Origin of the sequence: Kordiimonas marina, from assembly GCF_023006325.1 — a bacterium.
Classification (GTDB): Bacteria; Pseudomonadota; Alphaproteobacteria; order Sphingomonadales; family Kordiimonadaceae; genus Kordiimonas; species Kordiimonas marina.
Genome location: NZ_JAINDF010000010.1, coordinates 1 through 20,211, shown reverse-complemented (window position 1 = coordinate 20,211; position 20,211 = coordinate 1). Strand labels below are relative to the sequence as shown.

The following is a 20,211-nucleotide window of genomic DNA, read 5'->3' as shown; positions in this document are numbered from 1 at the left end:
AGGGCCTCAGTGGCGCAGGCGCTGGCCCAGCCGAGCGGCCACCAGCTCGGCGTCATAGGGCTCGCCCATCAGCTCGAAAAGCGGCCTAAGGGCCTCAGGATTGGCGACATAGTCGTCATAATGCAGAAGGCAGCTGTGGTCACCATGGCGCGCGGCATAGTCGGCGAAGACCTTGTCGGTACGGCCGATGATCTCTTTGACCTCATCCTGGTCCATGGTCCGCCACCAGCCGGATGCGCAGACCGCTTCCCAGTTCCGGGTGTTGAAGATGATGCGCACCTGCTCGAACCGGGTGCGGATGAAATCGAGGAAGGCGGCAAGCTCGTCCGGCTCCAGTTCGCCATAGCGGATTTCCTTGAAGCCGACCACGCGCGCGTTCTCAGGCGGGCGCAGGACTTCCGCGACAAAGGCGTCGACCATGCGGTCCGCATAAGCGTTGATGTCAATCTCGTCAGCGCCATACCAGGGTCCGTGTTCGGGGATCGGTTGGCGGACATCGTAGCGCTGGCGCACGGTATCGAGCCGGTTCACCGCGCGGAAAATCTCATAAAGCGCATCCTCGTTCTCGCCGCGGATATGATAGCCCTCGAACGATTGCAGCAGCGTCTGCACAAGCGTGGAGCCACTGCGGCCGTAGGTGACGATGAACACATAGCCCCCGCTCGGCGTCCAATTGAGCGGCTTGCTCATCACCACAGGGGCCGACTGCTTCTTCACCGCCGGCGCAAAGGCCGGGAAGAACTGGTCCACGGACACGAGCTTCTCCCCCGGGATGCCCTGCGCGCTCAGAAGCGGCGCCAGCACGTCGGCATCGTCGGCGATGATGGTATCGATGGCATGTTCATACGCCAGCAAGCGGCCGAAGGTTTCCGGCCGGGTCGCCTGGCCTGACCCGAAATCCGCGCTCAAAAGCAGGAAGGACCGCACCCCGCGGTGACGCGCGGCGCCGAACGCTTCCAGGCTGACGGCATGTTCGGTCGCCATAAGGAAATCAAAATGGAACGCCAGCGTTTCCATCTCCAGCTGGCCACCCACCCCCATGGCGGACTGCACCAGACGGCCGAGATAATAACGGCTCGTGCGGGCGCTACCTTCCAGCACCAGCGGCATCACCATATCGGCTTGGCCGCGCCAGGCTGCCTCAGGCAGCGTCATCCGGCCCTGGTCGCGGTCGCGTTCGACAATCATCAGCGTGCGGTAACCCTTGTCCCGCGCCCAATGGAAATAAGGCGCGAGGGTGCCTGTCGCCAGGTCCTTTTCCGTCACCACAAAAGCGAACCAGCGCTCACCCGCTGCCCGGACAAACGGCACCGGCGGGAAGACATCCGCCTCCGCCGTACACAGGGGGGCGATGCTGTCGTCCACCAGCGTGCGCGCATCCGGCCCGGCATAGCGCCGGTCCGTGTGCCGGAGCCAGGAAACGCCCGGATCGATTTCACGGTAAAGCCCAGCGAGGCACGCAGCGGTATCCAGCGCGGGCAGATCGTCGGCAGGCGAAAACGGCAAGCAGATTTCGCGCACCGGCAGGCTGGCCGTCAGGGACGCAGCATCCCGCTTTGCGCCGAAGACATGGGCTTCGAACGGCTCCCGCCCCAGCATCAGGACCTGGGCATCCCCCCCCACGAGGCTACCGAGCGCCGGGAAATCCCCCCGGGTAAACCGGAAGCAAGCCGCCGTCAGCTCGGTCTTCAGAAGCGACCAGAACATCCAGCGCAGGAACGGGCCTGCCTCAGCCTGCAGCCATGCCCACAAGGCGGGCGGCATCATCAGGATATGGCGTGGAAAGAAATGCTCCCGCGGGCTTTTGCGGCAGCGTTCCATCAGTGCTGCGAATGCAACAGTTGAAAGGCGGCCTGTTTCCTCATCCGGTGCGGCACACGGGTCTGCGGTCAGGATCACCTGATCCGTGCCTTCCAGCATGATGGCGAAGGTCGGCGCCTCGGCCTGCAGCGTGCGCATGACCGCGCCGGGCTCGAACAAGGCCTTATGTTTCTTGCGTATTCCCGCGATGAGCTGGTCTTCCTCGCGCCGGGAATCGGCGAGCATACTTTCCGCGCGGCGGCGGTAGAGGAACCCGGCATCCTTGACCCGGCGGCCCCGGAACCCGGCCTCCAGCGCGGACAACCAGAAATCCCAGTCTTCAAAGCCCGAGCGCATGGTCTCGTCATAATAAACATGGGAGCGGAACATAGATGCCCGGACCAGCGATCCGGCTTCGGAGATATTCCCGCACAGATGCTTGAGCACCGAATAATCCGGCGCGGTTTCGCGGATATCGAAGCCCTCCCGCCCCCAGGACAGGCCGAAAAAGGCGATATCGGGATAGGCCCAGCCGACGCTGGGGTCATCGCCCAGCACCCTGCGATAGGCTTCAATGCTGTAGGGCGAAAGCCGGTTGTCGGCATCGAGGAAGAAGATCGAATCGATCTCCGGGCACAGGTTCAACAGGAACCGCACGCCCTTGTTACGCGCGCCCGGCAGCCGGGTGTTCTTGTGCCTGAGATAATGGAGCGTGCCCGGGTAGGCCGCGGCCATATCGGCACACAGGTCCGCGGTTTCCTTGAAGCGGCAGCCGTCATCGACCACCACAACATAGATCGGCCGTTCGGTATCCTGCGTGCAGGCACTTTCGATTGCTTCCCCCAGGAAGCGGGGATGACCGTAAGCCGGGATGACGATACCAATGGGCGCGCGCGCACCATCCGCCGAAGCCTTCGTCTGTGTCTCTGTCGTCACGGCTTCCCCCTCCCCCGCTTACGTCTGCGGGGTTTGCTCGTAGCCGACGATACCAACCGTGGTCCAGCGGCACCAGCCGAAGCTGATCAGCTCATCAACCGGACGGGTGACCAGCACCAGATGATAGACGGCATCGAGCGGCTCGTCGAAGCTGAGGGCCAACCGGCCTTCCTGCCCCGCGGCAAGCCTTAGCGCCTGCCAGTATATGCCGCCCGGTTTGCTGCCGCCTGATTTGGTTTCGGCCTTCTCAAGCGTCAGGTTCTGGATAGCTGACTGAACCACCCCGGCGATGTCGGTAATGTCATGACGGACGAGAACGGCGGCATAAATGAAATCGGGCGCATCCGGATGGCCTGTGTGGGCCGAGGCGACAATCTCGTGCGTACCCGGCGCCACGAGCGATGGTAGCACCGCACCGGACAGCGTTTCATTGAGCGGATGGGTCTGAAGGTAGCCCCCGCTGTCATCCATGATCATCGGGCAGAAACCGTGGGCTGCCGACAGTTCGCTCAGCCGTTCGGCGCCATCAATGAAATGCACCATGCCGCCAAGTTCCGGCAGCTTGATGGTGCGGATGACCTTCTTCGGCGCATGGGCCGTGACCGCTGGAACAGCTTCCGGCAGGACCCGGCCCGCATTCGCACCCGGTTTCACGGTGAAGATAGCCTTCGACCAGCGGCACCATCCTTGTGCATATTGCCCGGTCAGCGTTTTTGCCACCAGGACCAGTACCCTGTCTGTGCCCTGAACATGCCCAGGCGTCAGCGTGAAGGTCTTTTCCGTGCCCGCCGCGACAATGCAGTAGGCATGGTCGAAGCCCTGCGCCACGGGTTTCGCCCCGGCGAGTACAGCCCCCACCCGGCCTTCGAGATCATCTAGGCTTCCGCTCAGAAACGCATGGAAAGCTACTTCCGGCCCAGATCGTTCCGGAACTGAAACAGTCATGGTGATCGCATCGGTATCCTGCGGGATAGACCCGAGATACATGACCCCGGTGATGGCATCCGACGCCAAATGCGCCTGCACCCAGCCTGCAGCCGCATCATGTTCATACGGGCCAAACCCGATATCCCTGGTGACAGCCTCAAGCCGTGCGCGGCCGCCATAAAAATCCAGCGAGGAGACATGCTGCCCCGGCAGAAACACGAGCGGCAGCCCCGGCGTTTCGGGAACCAGCTTCAGGTTGTCCGCCGACAGGTTCGGTTGCCCCACCTGCTTGAAGATGCGGAGCGCGAGGCTCTGCCCGGTTTCATCGTCCCCGAACCGGTCACCGCGAATATCGGACAGGCCAAGCTGCGGGGGCTTGCTGCCTTTGGGGTTTTCTTCCGAGCTATACCAGTTGACAGTTAGCCGGACATCGCCAAACACATTGCTGACTGCGCCCTCAAAACGGACGAGTATCCACCCTTCCCCCATGCTGGCATAATTGAGGACATGCTCGCCCAAGAGCTTGCCGTCCGCATCCCGGTATACGCCAAGACGCATCGTTCCGTTCGCGCGCGGCGCCGTCGATGGCACCACATAAAGCCCGATGGCGGAAAGCCCCAGGCCATCCGCTGGTAAAAGCTGGGAAAAACTATCGGTACCCTTGCGCGTGCCCGGCCCGATTGCGCCATTTCCAAGCGGTGCTTCCGCCACAACGGTCAGGTCGCTATAGCCGATGCCGTCAATCATGCGCTTTGCGGCGCTGAGGTCCAGCATCAGGCGTTCACTGGCTTGCCGCAGATAGAGGGTTTGACGTTCCAAGGCACTGGAGCGGGTCGTCAGGTCCATGAGAAGCCGGTTCTGAAGGCCATGGAAGAAAGCGTTGACCCGGCCTGCCGGGTCTTCCTCGCCCTCCTGGATCAGCAGGATATCGAACGGCTGTTTCGATTTTGCGAGCAGAAGCTCCGCCCCCCATTCCCGGACAACCGGGCTGTGGCTTTCCGGCAGGATGAAAGACGTAAGTCCCAGAGGCGCGCCAAGGGCAGGCAGGTCCGCCACTGCATCAGCATCCCCCACAGCACGGATGGCGCCGCTGCCGTCACTGGTCAGCAACGTGAAGACATCCCCAACAAGCGGCTCAATATGCGGGAGCAGTGTCTCATCGGTGATAACCACGCGGCAGCCGCCGTAAAGCGCCTTGTAGGCCGCGTGGGTCAGCTTCAACTGCGTCATCCGAGGCTTCTCCGTCCGTTTCGAGGCAAGGCGTCAGTCGACGAAGGCACGCTGGGTAAAGCGCGTGATCGGCTGCAGCATCATCTCGAGGAAGGTCATCGGTTTGGTTTGGATGAAGACACTTGCGATATTGCCTGGCACCAGCGCCGCCTCATGGGAGTCATCGTCGATTTCAACATAGGCGACATAGGTACCCATGGGGTTGCTTTGGGAAACCACAGCATCAGACGAAACGTACGTGATCTTACCCTTCAGGGGCGGTACGCCGCGCTGCTTCACTGAAATGAAGCGCGCCGTGATCTCCTGGCCGACATGGATCGATTCGATATCCCGCACCGAGATCTGCACTTCGAGGCGATATTCCTCGAGGCTCGGCACGATTTCCATGATCGGCTGGCCCGGCTTGATTACGCCGCCCAAGGTTTTCTGGGCGATGCGGAACACGGTACCGGCCGTCGGCGCCCTCAAGTAGGTGCGCTGGATAATATCTTCTACCCGCGAAATCTGGGACTCATACTGGTTGAGCTCTTTCTGCAGCTGGGTCGAGATATCTTCGGCATCCTTGATACGCTGGAGCTTAACCTGGCTGATCTGGCTTTGGATGCTGATAATATCATTGCGGCTCTTGCCCATCTCAAGCTTCGCCGTGGCGATATTGGCCCGCAAGGACGCAAGCTGGCGTTCGGTCGAGAAGACCTTGGTCCGCTGGACAAGACCTTTCTTATACAGGTCCTTATAGTCCTTCAGCTCAAGCTCATAGAGATCAGCCTGTTTATTCAGCGCCTTGACCACGGCTCCCCGGCCCTCGATATCGGACTCGGTCGCCTTGATCTTGTTATTCAGCACATCAATCTGCGACTGGGTCAGGTCCCTCAGGGCATTGAATTCACTGGTTTGGCCCTGGATGGTTTCCTTCAGGCGCGGGTTGTCGGCAATCGACGGATCGATCGACGGCATGGTGATCTTGTCAGCGCCGGTGATTTCAGCCTGCCTGCGCGCGAGCTGGACCCGGCGGAACGCGCGCTGAAGCTTCATGTTCTGCAGCTGCGGCGTAAGCTGGGAATCGTCGAGGCGGGCCAGAACCTGGCCCTTTTCCACATGTTCGCCTTCCCGAACCAGAAGTTCGCTCAGGATACCGCCTTCAAGGTGCTGGACAACCCGGTTATGGTTTTCGGCAACCACACGGCCGGTCGCAACCACAGCACCGCCCAGCGGTACAGTCGCGGCCCAAAGACCGCCGAACCCGAACACGACAATGATGACCCATTTGGCGAGCATCAGAAGCTTGTCACGCTGATAGTCAACAGCTTCATGCCAACGGTCGAGGTCGAGCCGGTTGAAACCAGTCTGAATGGCGGTCGTCCCAGCTTCGGCCGGGAGCATGTTTTTCTCTACCTGTTCCATCAGTTTGCTTTTTCTATTTTTTGAGGCATCTGAGCGGGTTGGGCCTGGCCGACAGCGGCAGCCGTGACGGGCTGTGCGCCCTGAGCCCCTTGTGGCGTTGCCTGGGGAGCCGCCTGAGAAGCCGCCTGAGGTGTCCCCTGGGCTGCCCCTTTAGGCGCGCCCTGTACAGCAGCCTGCTGGGCTGCCTGCTGGGCTGCCTGCTGGCCGGCCTGGGGCGCAGCTTGCGGTTTACCTCGCTGCGGCGGAATGGCGCTGATGCCGTTCCTGCGCAATACTTCATCCCGCGGCCCGAAATCTTCGATCTGGCCGCCTTTCATGAACATAACCTTGTCGACGAAGCGCAGGGCAGACGGACGGTGGGTCACCACAATCACGGTCTTGCCTTCCTTCTTCAGGTTAACAAGCAGGCGGTAGAAAGCCTGTTCACTGTTGCTGTCGAGCCCGGTTTCAGGTTCGTCGAACACCAGCACCTGCGGGTTGCCGTAAAGCGCCCTGGCAAGCGCGATCATCTGGGCCTGGCCACCGGATGGCCAGAAGCCACCGCGGCGTGAAAGCTCGGTATCGTAGCCATTCGGCAAACGGACAAGAATGTCATGAACGCCGGCGCGCTGCGCGGCTTCGATCGCCATATCAGCCGGATCGTCAACCCGCATCCGGGCGATATTCTCCCGCACGCTGGCTTCATAAAGCTGCTGGTGTTGCGGCACATACCCGACATAGAAGCCCTTGGCGACCGGGTCCCAGGACGACAGGTTGGTGCCATCAAGCTTGACGCTGCCCACCGACGGCTCGAGATAGCCCACGATCAGGCGGGCAAGAGTAGATTTACCCGAACCGGAGCCCCCGATCACGGCAATGGCATCCCCGGGGGCAATGCGGCAATTGATATTGCGCAGGATCGGCTCGGAATCGGGCGACGGCACATAGGCCAGCCGGCTGATGACGATCTCGCCTTTCGGGCGCGGTAGCGGCGTGCGGTTTTCCGGGAGTTCCAGGTCTTTCATGCGCTGGCGCAGACGCTGGAGCGCCTCATAGCCCTGCGTAATGAAACGCCAGCCGCCGACGATCTGATCAACCGGCTGCAGGGCGCGCGATGCAATAAGCGAGGTACCGAAAATAACGCCCATGTTGGCATCGCCATCAAGGACGAGGAAAGCGCCGATCCCCATCATCAGGATTTGCAGGATCTGACGGGCGGAACGGGACGCCGCATGGAAGCGGGCATTGATGTCGTTCGATTCCAGGAAGGCGGTCAGGTGCTTGCCCTGATGCTTGCCCCAGTGGTTGACGCTTTCGACATAGGTCCCCTGGGCCCGGATGATTTCCTGCGTGCGCATATGCATATCGAGACTTCTATAAGCCTCCATCATGCAGCGGCTGTTTTCACGCATGTACGGAATGGATTTGCGGTTGCCCCATACGGCCAGGGCGAACAGCCCAATGGCACCGACGGTCACCACCATCCCCAGAACCGGGTGGATATAGTAAACCAGCGCCATGAAAAGCGGCATCATCGGCAAATCGAAAATGGCCCCGAAGCCCGGCGACGTAAGCGACGCCCTGAGCGAAGCCAGGTCCTTCACGCTTTCACCGTTCGAGTCCTTCTGCCGGGCCAGTTCCCCGGCGAGCAGGCGGCCAGCCACCTGGCTTTCGAAGCGGATAGCGGCACGGGAGAGCAAATTCTGTTTGGCGGATTCAACAAAGCCGTAAGCGACAAGGATAAGCAGGCAGATGGCCATCAGCGAGACGAGCGTCTCCATGCTGTGTGACTGCAAGACCCGGCTATAAAGCTGGAACATGAAGGCCGGCATCGCGAGCATACAGAGGTTGGAAAACATCGCCAACACTGCAATCACGCGCAAGGAACGCAGGTAACGCGTTTCCTCTTTTTTGTATTCTTCATACACTGACATTTAGGCCATCTTCCACTCTAGTCATGCACGCCGGCGCGGTTGCTCCGGCCGCTTAGGCACATAATACGCCATTTTGGTTATTCGAATAGCATAGGCTGTTCCGCCTGTCGAACGAGAACGACTCGCGGTGATTGTGCTCGCACACCGGTCTCGCAGGCTGTCATACACCGTCTCAGGGCCGCAATTTCGGGGTTCGGCCCGCTGCAACATCCTTGATCAGCCGCCAGTATTTCGGCAGCAGATCCTTGGTCGAATAGCGGCCGACGATACGGTTGCGGGCCTGGATACGCAGCTGTTCATACTCAAGCGGGTTCTCAAGCGCCCGCTCGGTGACGTCCACAAGCTCATCCGTATCCCAGAAATCGACCAGAATGCCCTGCTCGCCGTCCGTGATCAGCTCACGCACCGGTTCTGTGTCCGACCCGATGACCAGCGCGCCTGTGCTCATGGCTTCCAGCATCGACCAGCTTAGGACGAACGGGGCCGTCAGATAGATGTGGGCGGAGCTGATCCGCATCAGGTCCCGGAAGAAGGGCAGCGGCTGAACGCCCATGAAATGCAGGCGGCTCATATCGAAGTCATATTTCTTCAGCATCGGCTCCTTCAGGCCCTTGCCGTCCTTGAGCTGGTTGCCGTAGGCGACGCGGTCGCTGCCGAGGATGACCACATGCATGTTCGGGCGCCGCTTCTGAAGCTTCGAGATCGCGTGCATGAACTGCGGAAAGCCGCGATATTCTTCCATGCCGCGCGCCACATAGGTCACCACTTCGTCATGCTCGGTCAGTGTGACATCACCCACCTTGAGGCTGATGCCTTTTTGGGGGCAGAAAAAGTCAACATCGACGCCATCATGCAACACGCTGATGTTCTTGCGGAACATCTCCGGAAAGCGGGAATGCTGGAACTGTGTCGGGCTTTGGCCCCAATCCTGTGCCGCCAGGTCATGCAGGATCGGCGTGTTTTTCATGCGGATGCGCAGCTCATCATTGGCCGAATAGCGCCTGCGGGAGAGGAACTCCCCATCGCCGCCATGGCAATGGTAGTACCATTCATAATAGTTCAGGAGCTTGGCATCCGGGAACACGTCCTTAAAGAACAGCGATGCCCCCCAGCCCGAATGAGACAGAATGATATCCGGCGAGCCCAGCTTTTCCTTCACGCCCATAAGCGTCTTATAGGCCGCCTGCCCCATCAGGACAGCGCGCTCGGTGGTGACAACCGCCGGATGGATTTTGTCCGTCGGTTCCCGGTGCGGCCTGAAAACAGCGCGGGGCAGCGGAAACTTGTTCTTGTTGGTTTCCAGGGTTACCGCCATTGCCTCCACATCCTTCATCGGTTCGATGTAGGACACCAGCCTGCGGAACTGCCCAGGGAAGTTATTGTGCGAAAAAAGAATTTTCATAAGAGTATGCTCAATTTACCACGATATACCGCTGCATCAGCGTCCTTGGGCCTCATTCCCGAATGCCGACCGCGCGTTTGATCTTCTCGACCTCGTCGCGCAGTTCCTTCAACATCACCATATTCAGGTTCAGCATTTCGGCAACGCCTTCCAGTGTTATGGTTTTCGGCTTCTGGCCCTCGTCCTTGGGCACGCGGATCTGCAACCACCCCGCCAGGGTGCTGCTGTCCAGGAAATTGTTTTTGAGCCAGTTTATCTCCGGCAGATAGTGATTGATGATATCCCTGCGCACATAATGCCCGAGAGGGTCACGCCGCTTGGGCTTGCGCGGGTAGGCGTGATGCTCGTCGATGAAGCCCGTCAGGTTGTTGTCGTGCGCATCGTCATAAAGATAGGGGCTTTCCTTCAGCACGCTCACAAGATCAACGCTGAAGGACACGTTGCGGGACTTAACCGCCGCCATCTCCTTCGCCGGAACACCTAGGGCGCTCCAGAAATCCGTTACCAGGTCGCCGCCTTCCAAATTGGACGGGAACAGCACCCGGATGCGCAGCTTGTCTTCGCCGAAATGCGTGACTGCCGCCTCCACCACGCGGCGGAACAGGAAGCGCCGTTTGGACGACAGCGCCTGGTCGATAAAATCATCTAGCGAGATACCAGTTTTAAACTGCCATTGCAGCCAGCTGGAAATCAGCCAGTCGTCATGACGCCGGATATAATAGATAATCTCGCAATCGAAATGGGGCTTTGCGGCCGCGAGCATCGCCACACCGGCGGGCCGCGCCAGATTTTCCGCCGACAGGACAACGGCCTTGAGACCGAGGCCGTCCGCCTTGCGTTTCAGCGCCCGGAACTGGTCCTCCAGCGCTTCCATGGCGGCAGCCGGTGTTTCGCTTGTGGGGTCCACTTCGGGCAGGTCTGCCAGAAGCTTACGGAAAAAGCCGATCGGGAAGCTCATCTTCGTTGATGCTTTCATCAACTCAAGCTTGCCGTCGACCACACCGATCCCAGCTTTTAGGAGCGCCTGCCGGTTTTCATAAAGCGCCTGTTGCAGCGTACTGCTACCGCATTTGGGGTGCCCAATATGCAAATACAGTTTCGTCGCCACCTATAACTCCCATCTCCGGCAGCATCTTTTCGCTGCCGTCTCTTGTTATCTTTTTGCTGGCTTCATATAGCCGTCTTTAACGCCCTGAGGCAATCACATATGACGCCGCGCAGCATGGCTCCCCCCAGCCCGGCCAGTACGATAATGTACCTGCCCGACCCCGTTCGTCCCTAAAACATATCTTTCGTATTGGCTTTATAGCCTTCCAGATAGCCCCTGAGCCGGGCGGCATTCAGCTTTTTCCTGAGCTCGATTTCATCTTCATCAAGCCCATGGGCCAGGCCCCACCTTTCGTCGCCATCATTGAGGGCCGCGAGGGTGTCTTCCAGCTCATCCTCGGATTTGATCAGGCCATAGTCGAAGAAATGCTTGAAGAAGCTGCTTTCAATGCTGCTGCGCTCCCGCGTTTCTTCCTCATCGAAGTCGTGGCTGTGATAGACAACCGCCTGCGCGGCATAAAGCTTCTCATAACCTGCAGCGATAATATCATCGGCCCACAGCTGATCTTCGCCAAAGGCCACCCGGCGGTAGGGAATTTTCTCCCACACGCTGCGGCGCATACAGCTGTTGTTGTCGCTGTAGAAATGCAGGATCTGCCGCCAGCCTTCATCCTTGGCCTTATAGCGGCGGGCATCGGTCCGGGCCGACAGGGTCAGCGGCTGGGACAGCAGCTGTTTGAAATGCGCGTCTAGATCACGGGTCGTGAAGGCCGACGCATCCGGATATGCCAGATGGCGCCCGAAGGCTCCGGCGGCGTCCGGATGTTCTTCCAAGGGGCTCACGAGATTGAAAAGCCAGGCGTCGTTGGCCGGCAGCGCATCGTGGGTCAGGAAGGCGATATAGTCGCCCTGCGTCAGCTCAACCCCCAGGTTGCGCGTGGCCCCGTGGTTGAACGTGCCCTTCTCAAGATGATGCAGCTTCACCTTTTCATGCTTTGCGACGATATCGAGCGTTTCATCGGTCGAGCCACTATCGATCACCAGCACCTCATACGCCCACGGTGTGTGCTGGTTGCAGACGGCGTCGAGCACGGCATCAAGCCCTGCCCCGGCATTATAGGTGGGAATAACGACAGAGGCGTGCGGTGCCCCGGAAGCCTCTTTCTCAAGCGGCCTGGTCACGTGCGTGCAGCCCGATGCCCTGCCGGAGGCGATCGCTTCCGCCACCTTGCCCTGCACCGCGGCTTCCACCGCGGCGGCAGCCTTATGCCAGCTGAAGCCGCTGACCCACTCAAGCGCCACGTCGGCCTGCCGCAACCGGCCTTCTTCGTCGCCGATCAAGGCCTCAATGGCATCGGCGATGGCGAACGGGTCCGCGGCCGCCCAGGTCACCGTATCTTGGGGATAGATCGCCCGCGTGCTTTCACCGTCCAGCTCCACGATCGGCAGACCACAGGCCATCATTTCCTGCGGCACCAGCGAGTAGTTGGTGGCGGAAAAGACGACGCCGATGTCCGCCTTGCTGAAAATTCCGGCAAGCGCGGCCGGCGCCGCGATGCCGTGGTCGGTGAAGGGGAAAGGCGCCTTCTTGATTTCGGTTTCGCCACCGAAGAAATCCACATGGAAGCGCACGCCCCGCCGCGCCAGGCGTTCAAGCCCCAGAAGGCCAAGTTCCACCGCCCGCCGGTCGGTTGAGATGCGGGAATAGAAGGCGATACGCGGAATCCGGTTCTTGGGCTTTTCCTTAAGCGGTTTATAGAGCCGTTGGTCGGCCGCGAGCCAGAAATGGCTGGTTTCACGCCCGTAATCCCGCTTCAGCCGTTCGGACAGCCAGGGGCTGGCGCAGATGCAGAAAAGATCCTGTTTGTAGGTCAATTCCGCCGCCAGATATTTGCCACCCATCGGATGGAAGTAAGGCTCGAAATCCTGCACGAAATAGAAGCGGGAAACAAAATTAGAGGCCGCCATCACAGGCCAGACAGACCAGCAATCGGTGGCGATGATGGCATCGCCCTTCGCTTTTGTCACGAAGCTGGGGTCGATGAATTTCACCTCGGCCCGGACATACTGGAAATATTTCAGGATGGTCTCACGCGCATCTTCCGGGGACCGGTGCAGGCAGGGGTTATGGATCCAAACCGTCAGCTTGTGGCCCTGGCGTTCCAGGAAGCTGACCATGCGGAAGATGGTCATATGACCGCCGCCCCCGGCGGAGAAGTCCGGGATCACCCAGTGGATATTGAGCGCGGCCGAGTTGACCTCATGCGCTTCGGGGGCAAGCGGCACGCGCTCGAAGCTGATCATCTTCTCCATGACCGGTTCAAGAAGCGTATTGCCTGCAGCCGTCACGTAGGTGGAGCCGGTGATCGTCCACGGGTCGCCCTCGGGCTCCGGCAGCTCGCGGCCTTCGCTGATGCCAAAGCGCAGATAATGCATAAGCGGCGAGCCGGGGAACTTCTTCACATCCGGGTATGCGGCCACATAGGCGTCCGGGTCGAATTCGGGTGACGGCCAGTCGCCTTTGGCGGCGCCTTCCTCGGCATAATAGATCAGCGGGTGCTTCTCACCGATCTCGGTCCTGTGCTGGGTGAAATACCAATTGGTATCGAAATAGGGGTTCGGGTTCAGCCCCTCGGTCAGGCCGTTGATCAGATAATGATCAAGCGGATCAAGCCCGCCTTTGATCTGGTCGGCATATTCCTGGACGTACCAGGCACTGGAGAAAAGCCCGGTCGCCGCGACCTCCATCTTGAGCTCTTCTTTTTCCTCTTCCGGCAGGCTCAGATACTGGAGCGTTTCCGCCAGGAAAGCCGCACGGTTGGGCAGGGTTCGTTCCTCCTGCCGTCCTATTTTCCAGTAATGGGCAAGCGCATCGTCCTCACCCGGCGTGAGGTCAGGGTTGAGCTGGAAATATAGCTCCCCCGAAAATAGCGGGCTGGTATCCTGCTGCAGCTTGTAGCCTTCGCGCGCATAATAAAGCAGCGCCAGCTCGTCACCGATCAGGTCCTTGTAATGCTTCTGGTACCAGCGGGTATCGAAATAAGGGTTGGCGGCCCGGCCCTCCTGGGCACCAAAGCGCACATAATGCTCAAGCGGGCTGATCGAATAATAGTTGAGGTCTTCATTGATCTTCAGGTACCAGGCCGCGTCGAAAAGACCCGTCCGCGCGACCGCAACCATCAAGGCCTTGCATTCCGCCGCACCTTCCTTGCTCAAAAGCTCGACCGGGAAAGCCGAGTTGCCGGCCTTTATCCCCTTGGACAGATAATGGCTGAGCGGGTCCATCCCCTTGGTGTCATAGACCTCGGCATAGAGACGCGTGTCGAAACGGGCCGATGGGTTATAGCCCTTGCGCCAGCCACCATTCTGGTAATGAAGCAGCAGACAATCGGTTTTGGCGGCCGCTGCAGGAAGCTGCGCGGCATAATATTCCGGATCGAAAAACGGGTTCGGGTGACACCCCATCCGTTCCCCCGCCAGCAGATAGTGCTTGATCGACGCGTGTCTGCCGGCGTCATTGAGCGCATAGGCATATTCGGCGAGATAATAAGCGGCATCGAAAAGCGGGCTTTTCCGGAGCGCCTGATACAGCGCCCCCGGCACGGTATCCCCGTCCGAGATTTCACCGATGGTAAGCCCGCAACCGACCGCCCTGCGGCCTTCATTGCGGCCATATTTCAGAAAGTGGGAAAGCGGCTCGACCCCGGCATCCGCCAAATCCGCATTGCAGCTGAGGTAAGGCTCCAGCTGGAACATGGGGGATGGGTCCAGCCCCGCGCGCCAGCCGGTGCTGGCATAATGCAGGAGCGCGTCGATGGGGTCGTCAATGCCGGCCTGGGCACCATAGAAGGCAGGGTCGAAATAGGCGTTCGGCCGGTGGCCCGCCCGCGCGCCGTGGCGGACGAAATAGTCCAGCCTCGACAGCCCCCATGCTTTGGTCTTCGGGTAGGTCTTCTGGTACCAGCGTTCGTCAAAAAGGCCCGTTTCCGCCACTTTGGCAACCAGCTTGGGGTCCCGTTTTGCGCGCTTTACCGTCATAAATTTCCGTTCCCGACACAGGAGGCATAGTATTCACATTCACGGGCGGACTTGTCCATAGGCAGGATGCGCCCTGAACCGAGACGCAAGTTGACATTGGATTTGCCCCGGCAGAACCGGTAAGGTCCGATCAAGACCAACGCCGGAGCCAGACGCACCAATGCCGCCCCTATCCTTTTATCCCCGGAAATATGCGCTGTTTACCGTCTCAGCGGATGACGCGCAACCTCTCGTTTTTTGCGCCGGGGACAAGGCGGATGCCTTTAGCCTGCATAAGGCTGTGCCTGAAACCGGCGCAGCGTTTGCGACCGCGGTCCCCGGCCAGCTGCTCACCCTGCTTTTCGGTCCCTTGTGGGTGTCCGCCTATGTGGACGACAAGCTCACGCACCGGGCTTGGCGCAGGGATGGGAAGGCCCCCTATGGCCTCAGCCATCCGGACGGCATGGCCCTGGCCGCCCACACCTTCACCGACGCCCTAGCCGACAAGGCAGCCTTTCTTGACCCGCTCGACCGCGGGCAACTGCTGCTTCTTGCGCCCATGCCCGAACAAGCGCTCCGCCTGGCGCGGACCCTGGGCGACATGCCGGACGATGCGCCTTACCGCACGCGTCTTGCGCAGAAAGCGCTCAGGCAGGCCTTTGCCGCCCATAGGGAGGCGGCCCTCAGCCACGCGGCCCGGGGGGAACGCGCCAAAGCGCTCGCCACCATCGAAGAGGCCCTCGCCCTCTATGCGGGCGAAGACGAAATGGTCCCGGCATGGACAACCCCGGAGGCGAACCGCAAGGTAATCATCCTGGCTGACCTGTCCCTGCCCCAGTGCCGTCATTACCGGATTGAACAGAAGACCGAGCAACTGGCCATGCTGGGCACCGACTATGCCGTCTTCGACCAGGCGGATGCGGACGCCTTCATCGCAGCCACGGCGGATGCCACGCTCGCCCTCTTCTACCGGGTGCCTTATGTGCCGCGCGTGGCCGAGGCCGTGCACGCATGTCACGTAGCCGGGCTTCCGTGTCTCTATGAAACCGATGACCTGCTGTTTGACGCAGCCGCCTTCCCCGGCGCCCGTGACACGTACGGCGACGATTTTACCGATGCAGAATATAGCGAGCTTCTGATCCTGCCACCGCTTTACCGGGCAGCGATGACCGCGTGCGATGGGGCGATTGCCAGCACCGATGCCCTTGCTGCCGAAATGCGCGCTCATATGGGCACCAAACCGGTTTATATGCATCCGAACGGTCTCGGCGGGCCGCACCTGAGGGCGATGAACGCAGCCCCTGACCGTACGGGGGGCGACACAGTCACGTTATTCTACGGCAGCGGCACCCGTGCCCTGCAGCAGGATTTCGACCTGCTGGCCGACCATGTGCTGGCGCCGCTGATGGCCCGCCAGCCCCACCTGAGGCTGGCCCTGGCCGGGCACTGCGACATGCCGGACAGCCTCATGCCGTACGCAGAACACATCACCCGCCTCGCCCCGCAATCACAGGAAAGCTACTGGCAGGCATTGGCAGGCGCGGACATCAACCTCGCGCCACTCACGCCTTCCCGCTTCAATGACTGCAAAAGCGCGATCAAATGGCTGGAGGCAGCCATGTTCCGCATTCCGTCCGTGGTGAGTGCTACGGAAACCTACAAGGCCGTGCTGACGGACGGGGAAAATGCCTGCCTTGCCCCGGACTGGTCGGACTGGACAGCCGCGCTGGAACAGTTGACCGGGGACGCGGCCATGCGCCGCCGGATCGGTGAGGCGGCTTACGCATTCGCGCTGGAACGCTTCGGGCCCGATGGCCTCAGCCGCAATATCGATGCCATCGTCCGGAACGCCGAAAGCCGGGGTGGTTAAGAAAGCCTGGGTGATTAAGACAGCCACACCTTGGTGACATAGGTCCAGCCGTAGGCGGTGTTGCTGCCTTCGCTCGGTTTCGCGGTGGCGATCAGCCAGTCGAAATCCTTTCCGGCCGGCAAATCGAGGCTGATTTCCACGATATCGCCCGCATTCACCTTCCGCCAAGGCGCGGTCATGGCGCCTTTGGGCAACCGGCCCGCCGTCATGGCATCGAGGGTGGCAGCATCAAGCGCGCCCTGCCCGGCGAAAAGCGCGATATCCACCCCCGGATTGTCATGCCCATAATGATGGATCAGCAGCGTCAGCCGCTCCGGCACGTCGGCGCGGGTGATCGGCAGGGACGCGACCGTCCAGCCTTGCTCGACCGGATGCAACAGCAGGTCTTTTTCCGTCATCCGGTATTTGACCGGAGACCAGTCACTGTTTTCCGGCACAGGCCGCACTTGCTCGGCCCCCCGCAGGATCGGCGTTACCTCAAGCCTGGGGTCATCCGGCTTGGCAACCCGCGGCAGCGGTTTCATGGCCAGCGCCCGGATGCTGCCCAGGTTACCCGTCCGTCTGACCAGCCGCTCGATCAGCGTGGTGTCGACCGCGGCATTGCCCGGCCGCCTGACCGCAGGAGCAATTTCATGCACATACGGATGCGGTGCGATGATCATGGGGGCATGGTCGAACGCCAGTTCACGGCAGAGATCGCTGTACCAGTGCCGCTGCGCCCTCCCATCGAACGCCCGGCCGGTTTCCGCCATATGGCGCAGCGTAGTCGTCCGGAACACGGCACCGTCCGGCAGGATATCCCGTGCCTGAAGCGCCACACCCGCGGCGCTGCCGGCGTGGGTCCGGATACCCTGGTCTTTGCCGTCCCGCCCCGTCAGCCGGCTATGGCAGCCGAAAGCAACAAGGTCCGGCGTACGGGCAAAGGCAGCCAGCGCCAGGCGCGGATACGCGGCATCAATGACGGTCTCGGCACGGCAGAAAGCAATGAAAGCGGTCTCGCAAGCCTTGGCGAGCCGGGCGAAATCCTCCGGCCAGGGTATGACGCCACCGATGATCACCGGCGTCACGCGGGAGGGCAGCCCCTCAAGGCCACCATCCAGGCCTTCGGGCACCATCAGCACAATATCGGCATCCATAGCCCCGTGGACACGCAGGAAGCGGTCAACCCCGTCCCGGTCGGTGAAACCGTGGCCGACAAGCGTAAGGTCAGCAGCCCTGGTGGCGGGTTTCCCGCTGTCCTTGGCCACCTGCCGCCAATAAGACGGCGTCACCTCAAGGCTGACCTTTTCCGTGATCCGGATCTCGAGCGCTTCGACCATGCGGCGGACCAAACTGTCGGCCGTGCCGTCGAAGGTCAGGCAGTTGCGGCCTTCCAGCCAGCGGCTGCTTTCACCGAATGCGACACAGGCCCCATTGAGGATCAGCGTCGCGCCCAGGTGCGAGGCCTCGAACGCGAACAGACACAGGCTTTCGTAATTGGACGGGATGACCACAATTCCCGAAGCGACAGCGGCGATCCTGTCTTCCGGGCTCATACCGGTTTCCAGCGTGATACGGTCCTTCAGGTGCGGCGGGATGAGCGCCGCCAGTTCATCGATATAACCGTCGTCCCACCCGTAGGAGATCAGCCTGCAGCGGCCACCATAGCCTGGGTTCTCGTGCAGGAAGCGCGCCGAAGCCTTGATGAACAGGTCCGGCTGTTTGAAGGGCTGCAGGCGGGAGGAAAAGATGAAATCCCGTTCCTGCGGCGGCGTGATATCAACGGCCGCAGCCTGTTCTTCCGTGTCCAGCCGGATCGGCGGAAATTCCTGTACGCAGCGCGCAGCCCATTCGGCCGGGAACCCGTAATAGGTGCGGTTTGCCTCAATCACCCCCGGCACATGGCCGACGACATGGTCTGCCTTCAGCAGGCATTGGCGCTCCATTTCTTCGACACTGGCGTTCCAGGGGCTGGGGTCATGGTAAAAGGGCTGGTGTTCAGCGATGATGCCACTGGTGGAATGCAGGCGCACCGCAAGCGCGGTTTCCTGAAAGGCGAGGTCGGCCGCCTTGGCCTCCATCGTCGCCAGGCCCCAGCCGCCATAGTCCGGGAACTCGATGACATCGAAGCGGACATCATGCGTCTCCATGACCTCCAGGAGGCTGCTGTAAAACATCAGCGATTGCCGGTAAGCGTGACCATAATGCCAGACGGGCGGGTTCGAGCGCTCATACTCCAGCGCCCAGGAAAGCCGCGTGCCCAGGCTGAGCGGACAGAAGGCGACCTCCGCCAGGCCGTCAAACGCCGCACGGATCGCGGCGCGCGCCTTGGGCGGCTGCCAGGACAGCAGCAGGAACAGACGGTCTGGCGCATCCTCCTCGGCATTCCGAAGAGCGATATTATAGAGCATACGCCCGATGCCGCCCTTGTGCTCCGGATAGATTTCGTTGGTAACAAAGCAAATGGTGCGCATAAACCCGGTCTATAGCTCCAAAAATTCCATATAGCGCTGTTCAGCAAGCGCATGACGCCGGGTCATGTGGTCGCTGATCAGTGCCTGTACATAGGCCCCATCCCGCGCCCATAGCGACATCAGCTCAGAAAGCTTTTGCCCTGCTTCGGTTGGCGTGTCGACAAGGGAAACCGTACAGCGTTCAATTATTTCGTCATCCGCGAATTCGCTCAGCCCCAAAGGCCCGGTCAGGCACGGGCGGCCAAGGGCAAACGCCTCAAGCTGGGTCATCGGCTGGCATTCGGCCAGCGAGACATTCATCACCATATCGACCCGCGCCATCAGGGCATAAAGCGCCGGGCGGTCCAGAAAACCGGTGACATGAACCCGGCCCAGGTCCCCCAGAAGGTCAAGATGCGTCGGCGTATTGATGCTATGGATCCTTTGCACTTCGGGCGTGCGGAGCGCGGCGATCAGATTGGTGTACAGGCCCTTGCGCCAGTGATTTTCCACCGGCACCAGAACGTCCCCCGTGGTGGAGGGCGGCGGGGCCGGCATGGGCATCACCGGGCAGAAATTGATCAGCGTCTCATGCCATACCTCAGGCATGACCATGGAAAAGCCGGGCTTGACGCTGCCGAGACGGGTGAGCACACCATCCGCCTGCGCTTTTCTGAGCGCGGCCTGCATCCGGATTTCGAACGGTGCCTGAAACTGGGTGGTGGTCACATGGCTGACAGCGGCCATGGGCAGGGAAGCCCCGAACTGGCGGCGCAGCGCCCGGGCCAGGCTGTCCGCCTGCTGGGAAAAGCCCTGAAAGCACACGGCGCGGATACCGAGGTCTTCGAGGTCCTGGCACAGTGCATCGGGGGCGGCCTCATCTTGAACGGCGGGCTCAGCCCCCTCAGGCGCCAGCAGCAGCTTGTGCCCCGGCAGCGCCATCGTTGCGCTCAAGATCCCGTGCCAGTCAGCCCGGCAGACATGAAGGACGTCGGAAAGGCCACCGGCTGATGGTCTGGCATACCCACGGTAGGCAACCGGGTTGAGGGACATCGAGGCACCCGAACAGGTTGCGGTTTTGTCATGCCCCTCGGTCGTCAAGTCCGTCTCTCCCTTTGCCTTATCCCTTCCCTATCAACTTATAGCAGTGTCATCAAACGAAAAGGGGAGGAGCTATTGCTCCTCCCCGGATCGAACTTTTTGGTAAGCGGTTAGGCTTAGTAGGTGATGTCC

General features: G+C 60.9%; 10 protein-coding genes. 1 reads left to right on the top strand and 9 read right to left on the bottom strand.

Translation table 11 applies throughout. From position 1 onward, the window contains the following. Positions 1-6: 6 nt before the first annotated feature. The 7 genes from K6118_RS17595 to K6118_RS16900 form a co-directional block, all read right to left on the bottom strand. Positions 7-2,736: a glycosyltransferase gene (locus K6118_RS17595; RefSeq protein WP_247121688.1), complete on the bottom strand. Its 2,730-nt coding sequence runs from the start codon at positions 2,734-2,736 to the stop codon at positions 7-9. An 18-nt stretch (positions 2,737-2,754) separates the two neighbouring features. Next, positions 2,755-4,893 carry a DUF6212 domain-containing protein gene (locus tag K6118_RS16925; protein WP_247121687.1) on the bottom strand — a complete coding sequence of 713 codons (2,139 nt, stop codon included), beginning with the start codon at positions 4,891-4,893 and terminating at the stop codon, positions 2,755-2,757. Between the two features lie 33 nt (positions 4,894-4,926). Then, on the bottom strand, positions 4,927-6,297 hold the full coding sequence (locus tag K6118_RS16920; protein WP_247121686.1) for an HlyD family type I secretion periplasmic adaptor subunit: 1,371 nt from the start codon (positions 6,295-6,297) through the stop codon (positions 4,927-4,929). After that, entirely contained in the window at positions 6,297-8,210 is a 1,914-nt protein-coding gene (locus K6118_RS16915; RefSeq protein WP_247121685.1) for a type I secretion system permease/ATPase, read from the bottom strand. Before K6118_RS16915 ends, K6118_RS16920 begins: the two co-directional genes overlap by 1 nt. A gap of 172 nt (positions 8,211-8,382) precedes the next feature. Continuing rightward, entirely contained in the window at positions 8,383-9,612 is a 1,230-nt protein-coding gene (locus K6118_RS16910; protein ID WP_247121683.1) for a glycosyltransferase, read from the bottom strand. Between the two features lie 52 nt (positions 9,613-9,664). Then, positions 9,665-10,720: a hypothetical protein gene (locus tag K6118_RS16905; RefSeq protein ID WP_247121682.1), complete on the bottom strand. Its 1,056-nt coding sequence runs from the start codon at positions 10,718-10,720 to the stop codon at positions 9,665-9,667. Positions 10,721-10,890: 170 nt separating this feature from the next. Further along, complete coding sequence (locus tag K6118_RS16900; RefSeq protein WP_247121681.1) at positions 10,891-14,697, bottom strand: glycosyltransferase; 3,807 nt, start codon at positions 14,695-14,697, stop codon at positions 10,891-10,893. 160 nt (positions 14,698-14,857) lie between these two features. Here K6118_RS16900 and K6118_RS16895 point away from each other — a divergent pair, with 160 nt between their 5' ends. Next, on the top strand, positions 14,858-16,546 hold the full coding sequence (locus K6118_RS16895; RefSeq protein ID WP_247121680.1) for a glycosyltransferase family protein: 1,689 nt from the start codon (positions 14,858-14,860) through the stop codon (positions 16,544-16,546). Positions 16,547-16,560: 14 nt separating this feature from the next. Here the strand turns inward: K6118_RS16895 and K6118_RS16890 are convergent, their stop codons facing one another. After that, positions 16,561-18,999, bottom strand: a complete 2,439-nt coding sequence (locus K6118_RS16890) for a glycosyltransferase family protein (protein WP_247121679.1) — start codon at positions 18,997-18,999, stop codon at positions 16,561-16,563. A 9-nt stretch (positions 19,000-19,008) separates the two neighbouring features. Then, positions 19,009-20,079 (bottom strand): glycosyltransferase, encoded by a 1,071-nt coding sequence (locus K6118_RS16885; protein WP_247121678.1) that lies wholly within the window; start codon positions 20,077-20,079, stop codon positions 19,009-19,011. Between the last annotated feature and the right edge of the window lie 132 nt (positions 20,080-20,211).

What these genes read in the sequence shown, in the direction of transcription:
- K6118_RS16915 (WP_247121685.1), bottom strand. Translation starts at nt 8,210, where the DNA reads ATGTCAGTGTATGAAGAATACAAAAAAGAGGAAACGCGTTACCTGCGT.
- K6118_RS16890 (WP_247121679.1), bottom strand. Translation starts at nt 18,999, where the DNA reads ATGCGCACCATTTGCTTTGTTACCAACGAAATCTATCCGGAGCACAAG.
- K6118_RS16900 (WP_247121681.1), bottom strand. Translation starts at nt 14,697, where the DNA reads ATGACGGTAAAGCGCGCAAAACGGGACCCCAAGCTGGTTGCCAAAGTG.
- K6118_RS16895 (WP_247121680.1), top strand. Translation starts at nt 14,858, where the DNA reads ATGCCGCCCCTATCCTTTTATCCCCGGAAATATGCGCTGTTTACCGTC.
- K6118_RS16920 (WP_247121686.1), bottom strand. Translation starts at nt 6,297, where the DNA reads ATGGAACAGGTAGAGAAAAACATGCTCCCGGCCGAAGCTGGGACGACC.
- K6118_RS16910 (WP_247121683.1), bottom strand. Translation starts at nt 9,612, where the DNA reads ATGAAAATTCTTTTTTCGCACAATAACTTCCCTGGGCAGTTCCGCAGG.
- K6118_RS16925 (WP_247121687.1), bottom strand. Translation starts at nt 4,893, where the DNA reads ATGACGCAGTTGAAGCTGACCCACGCGGCCTACAAGGCGCTTTACGGC.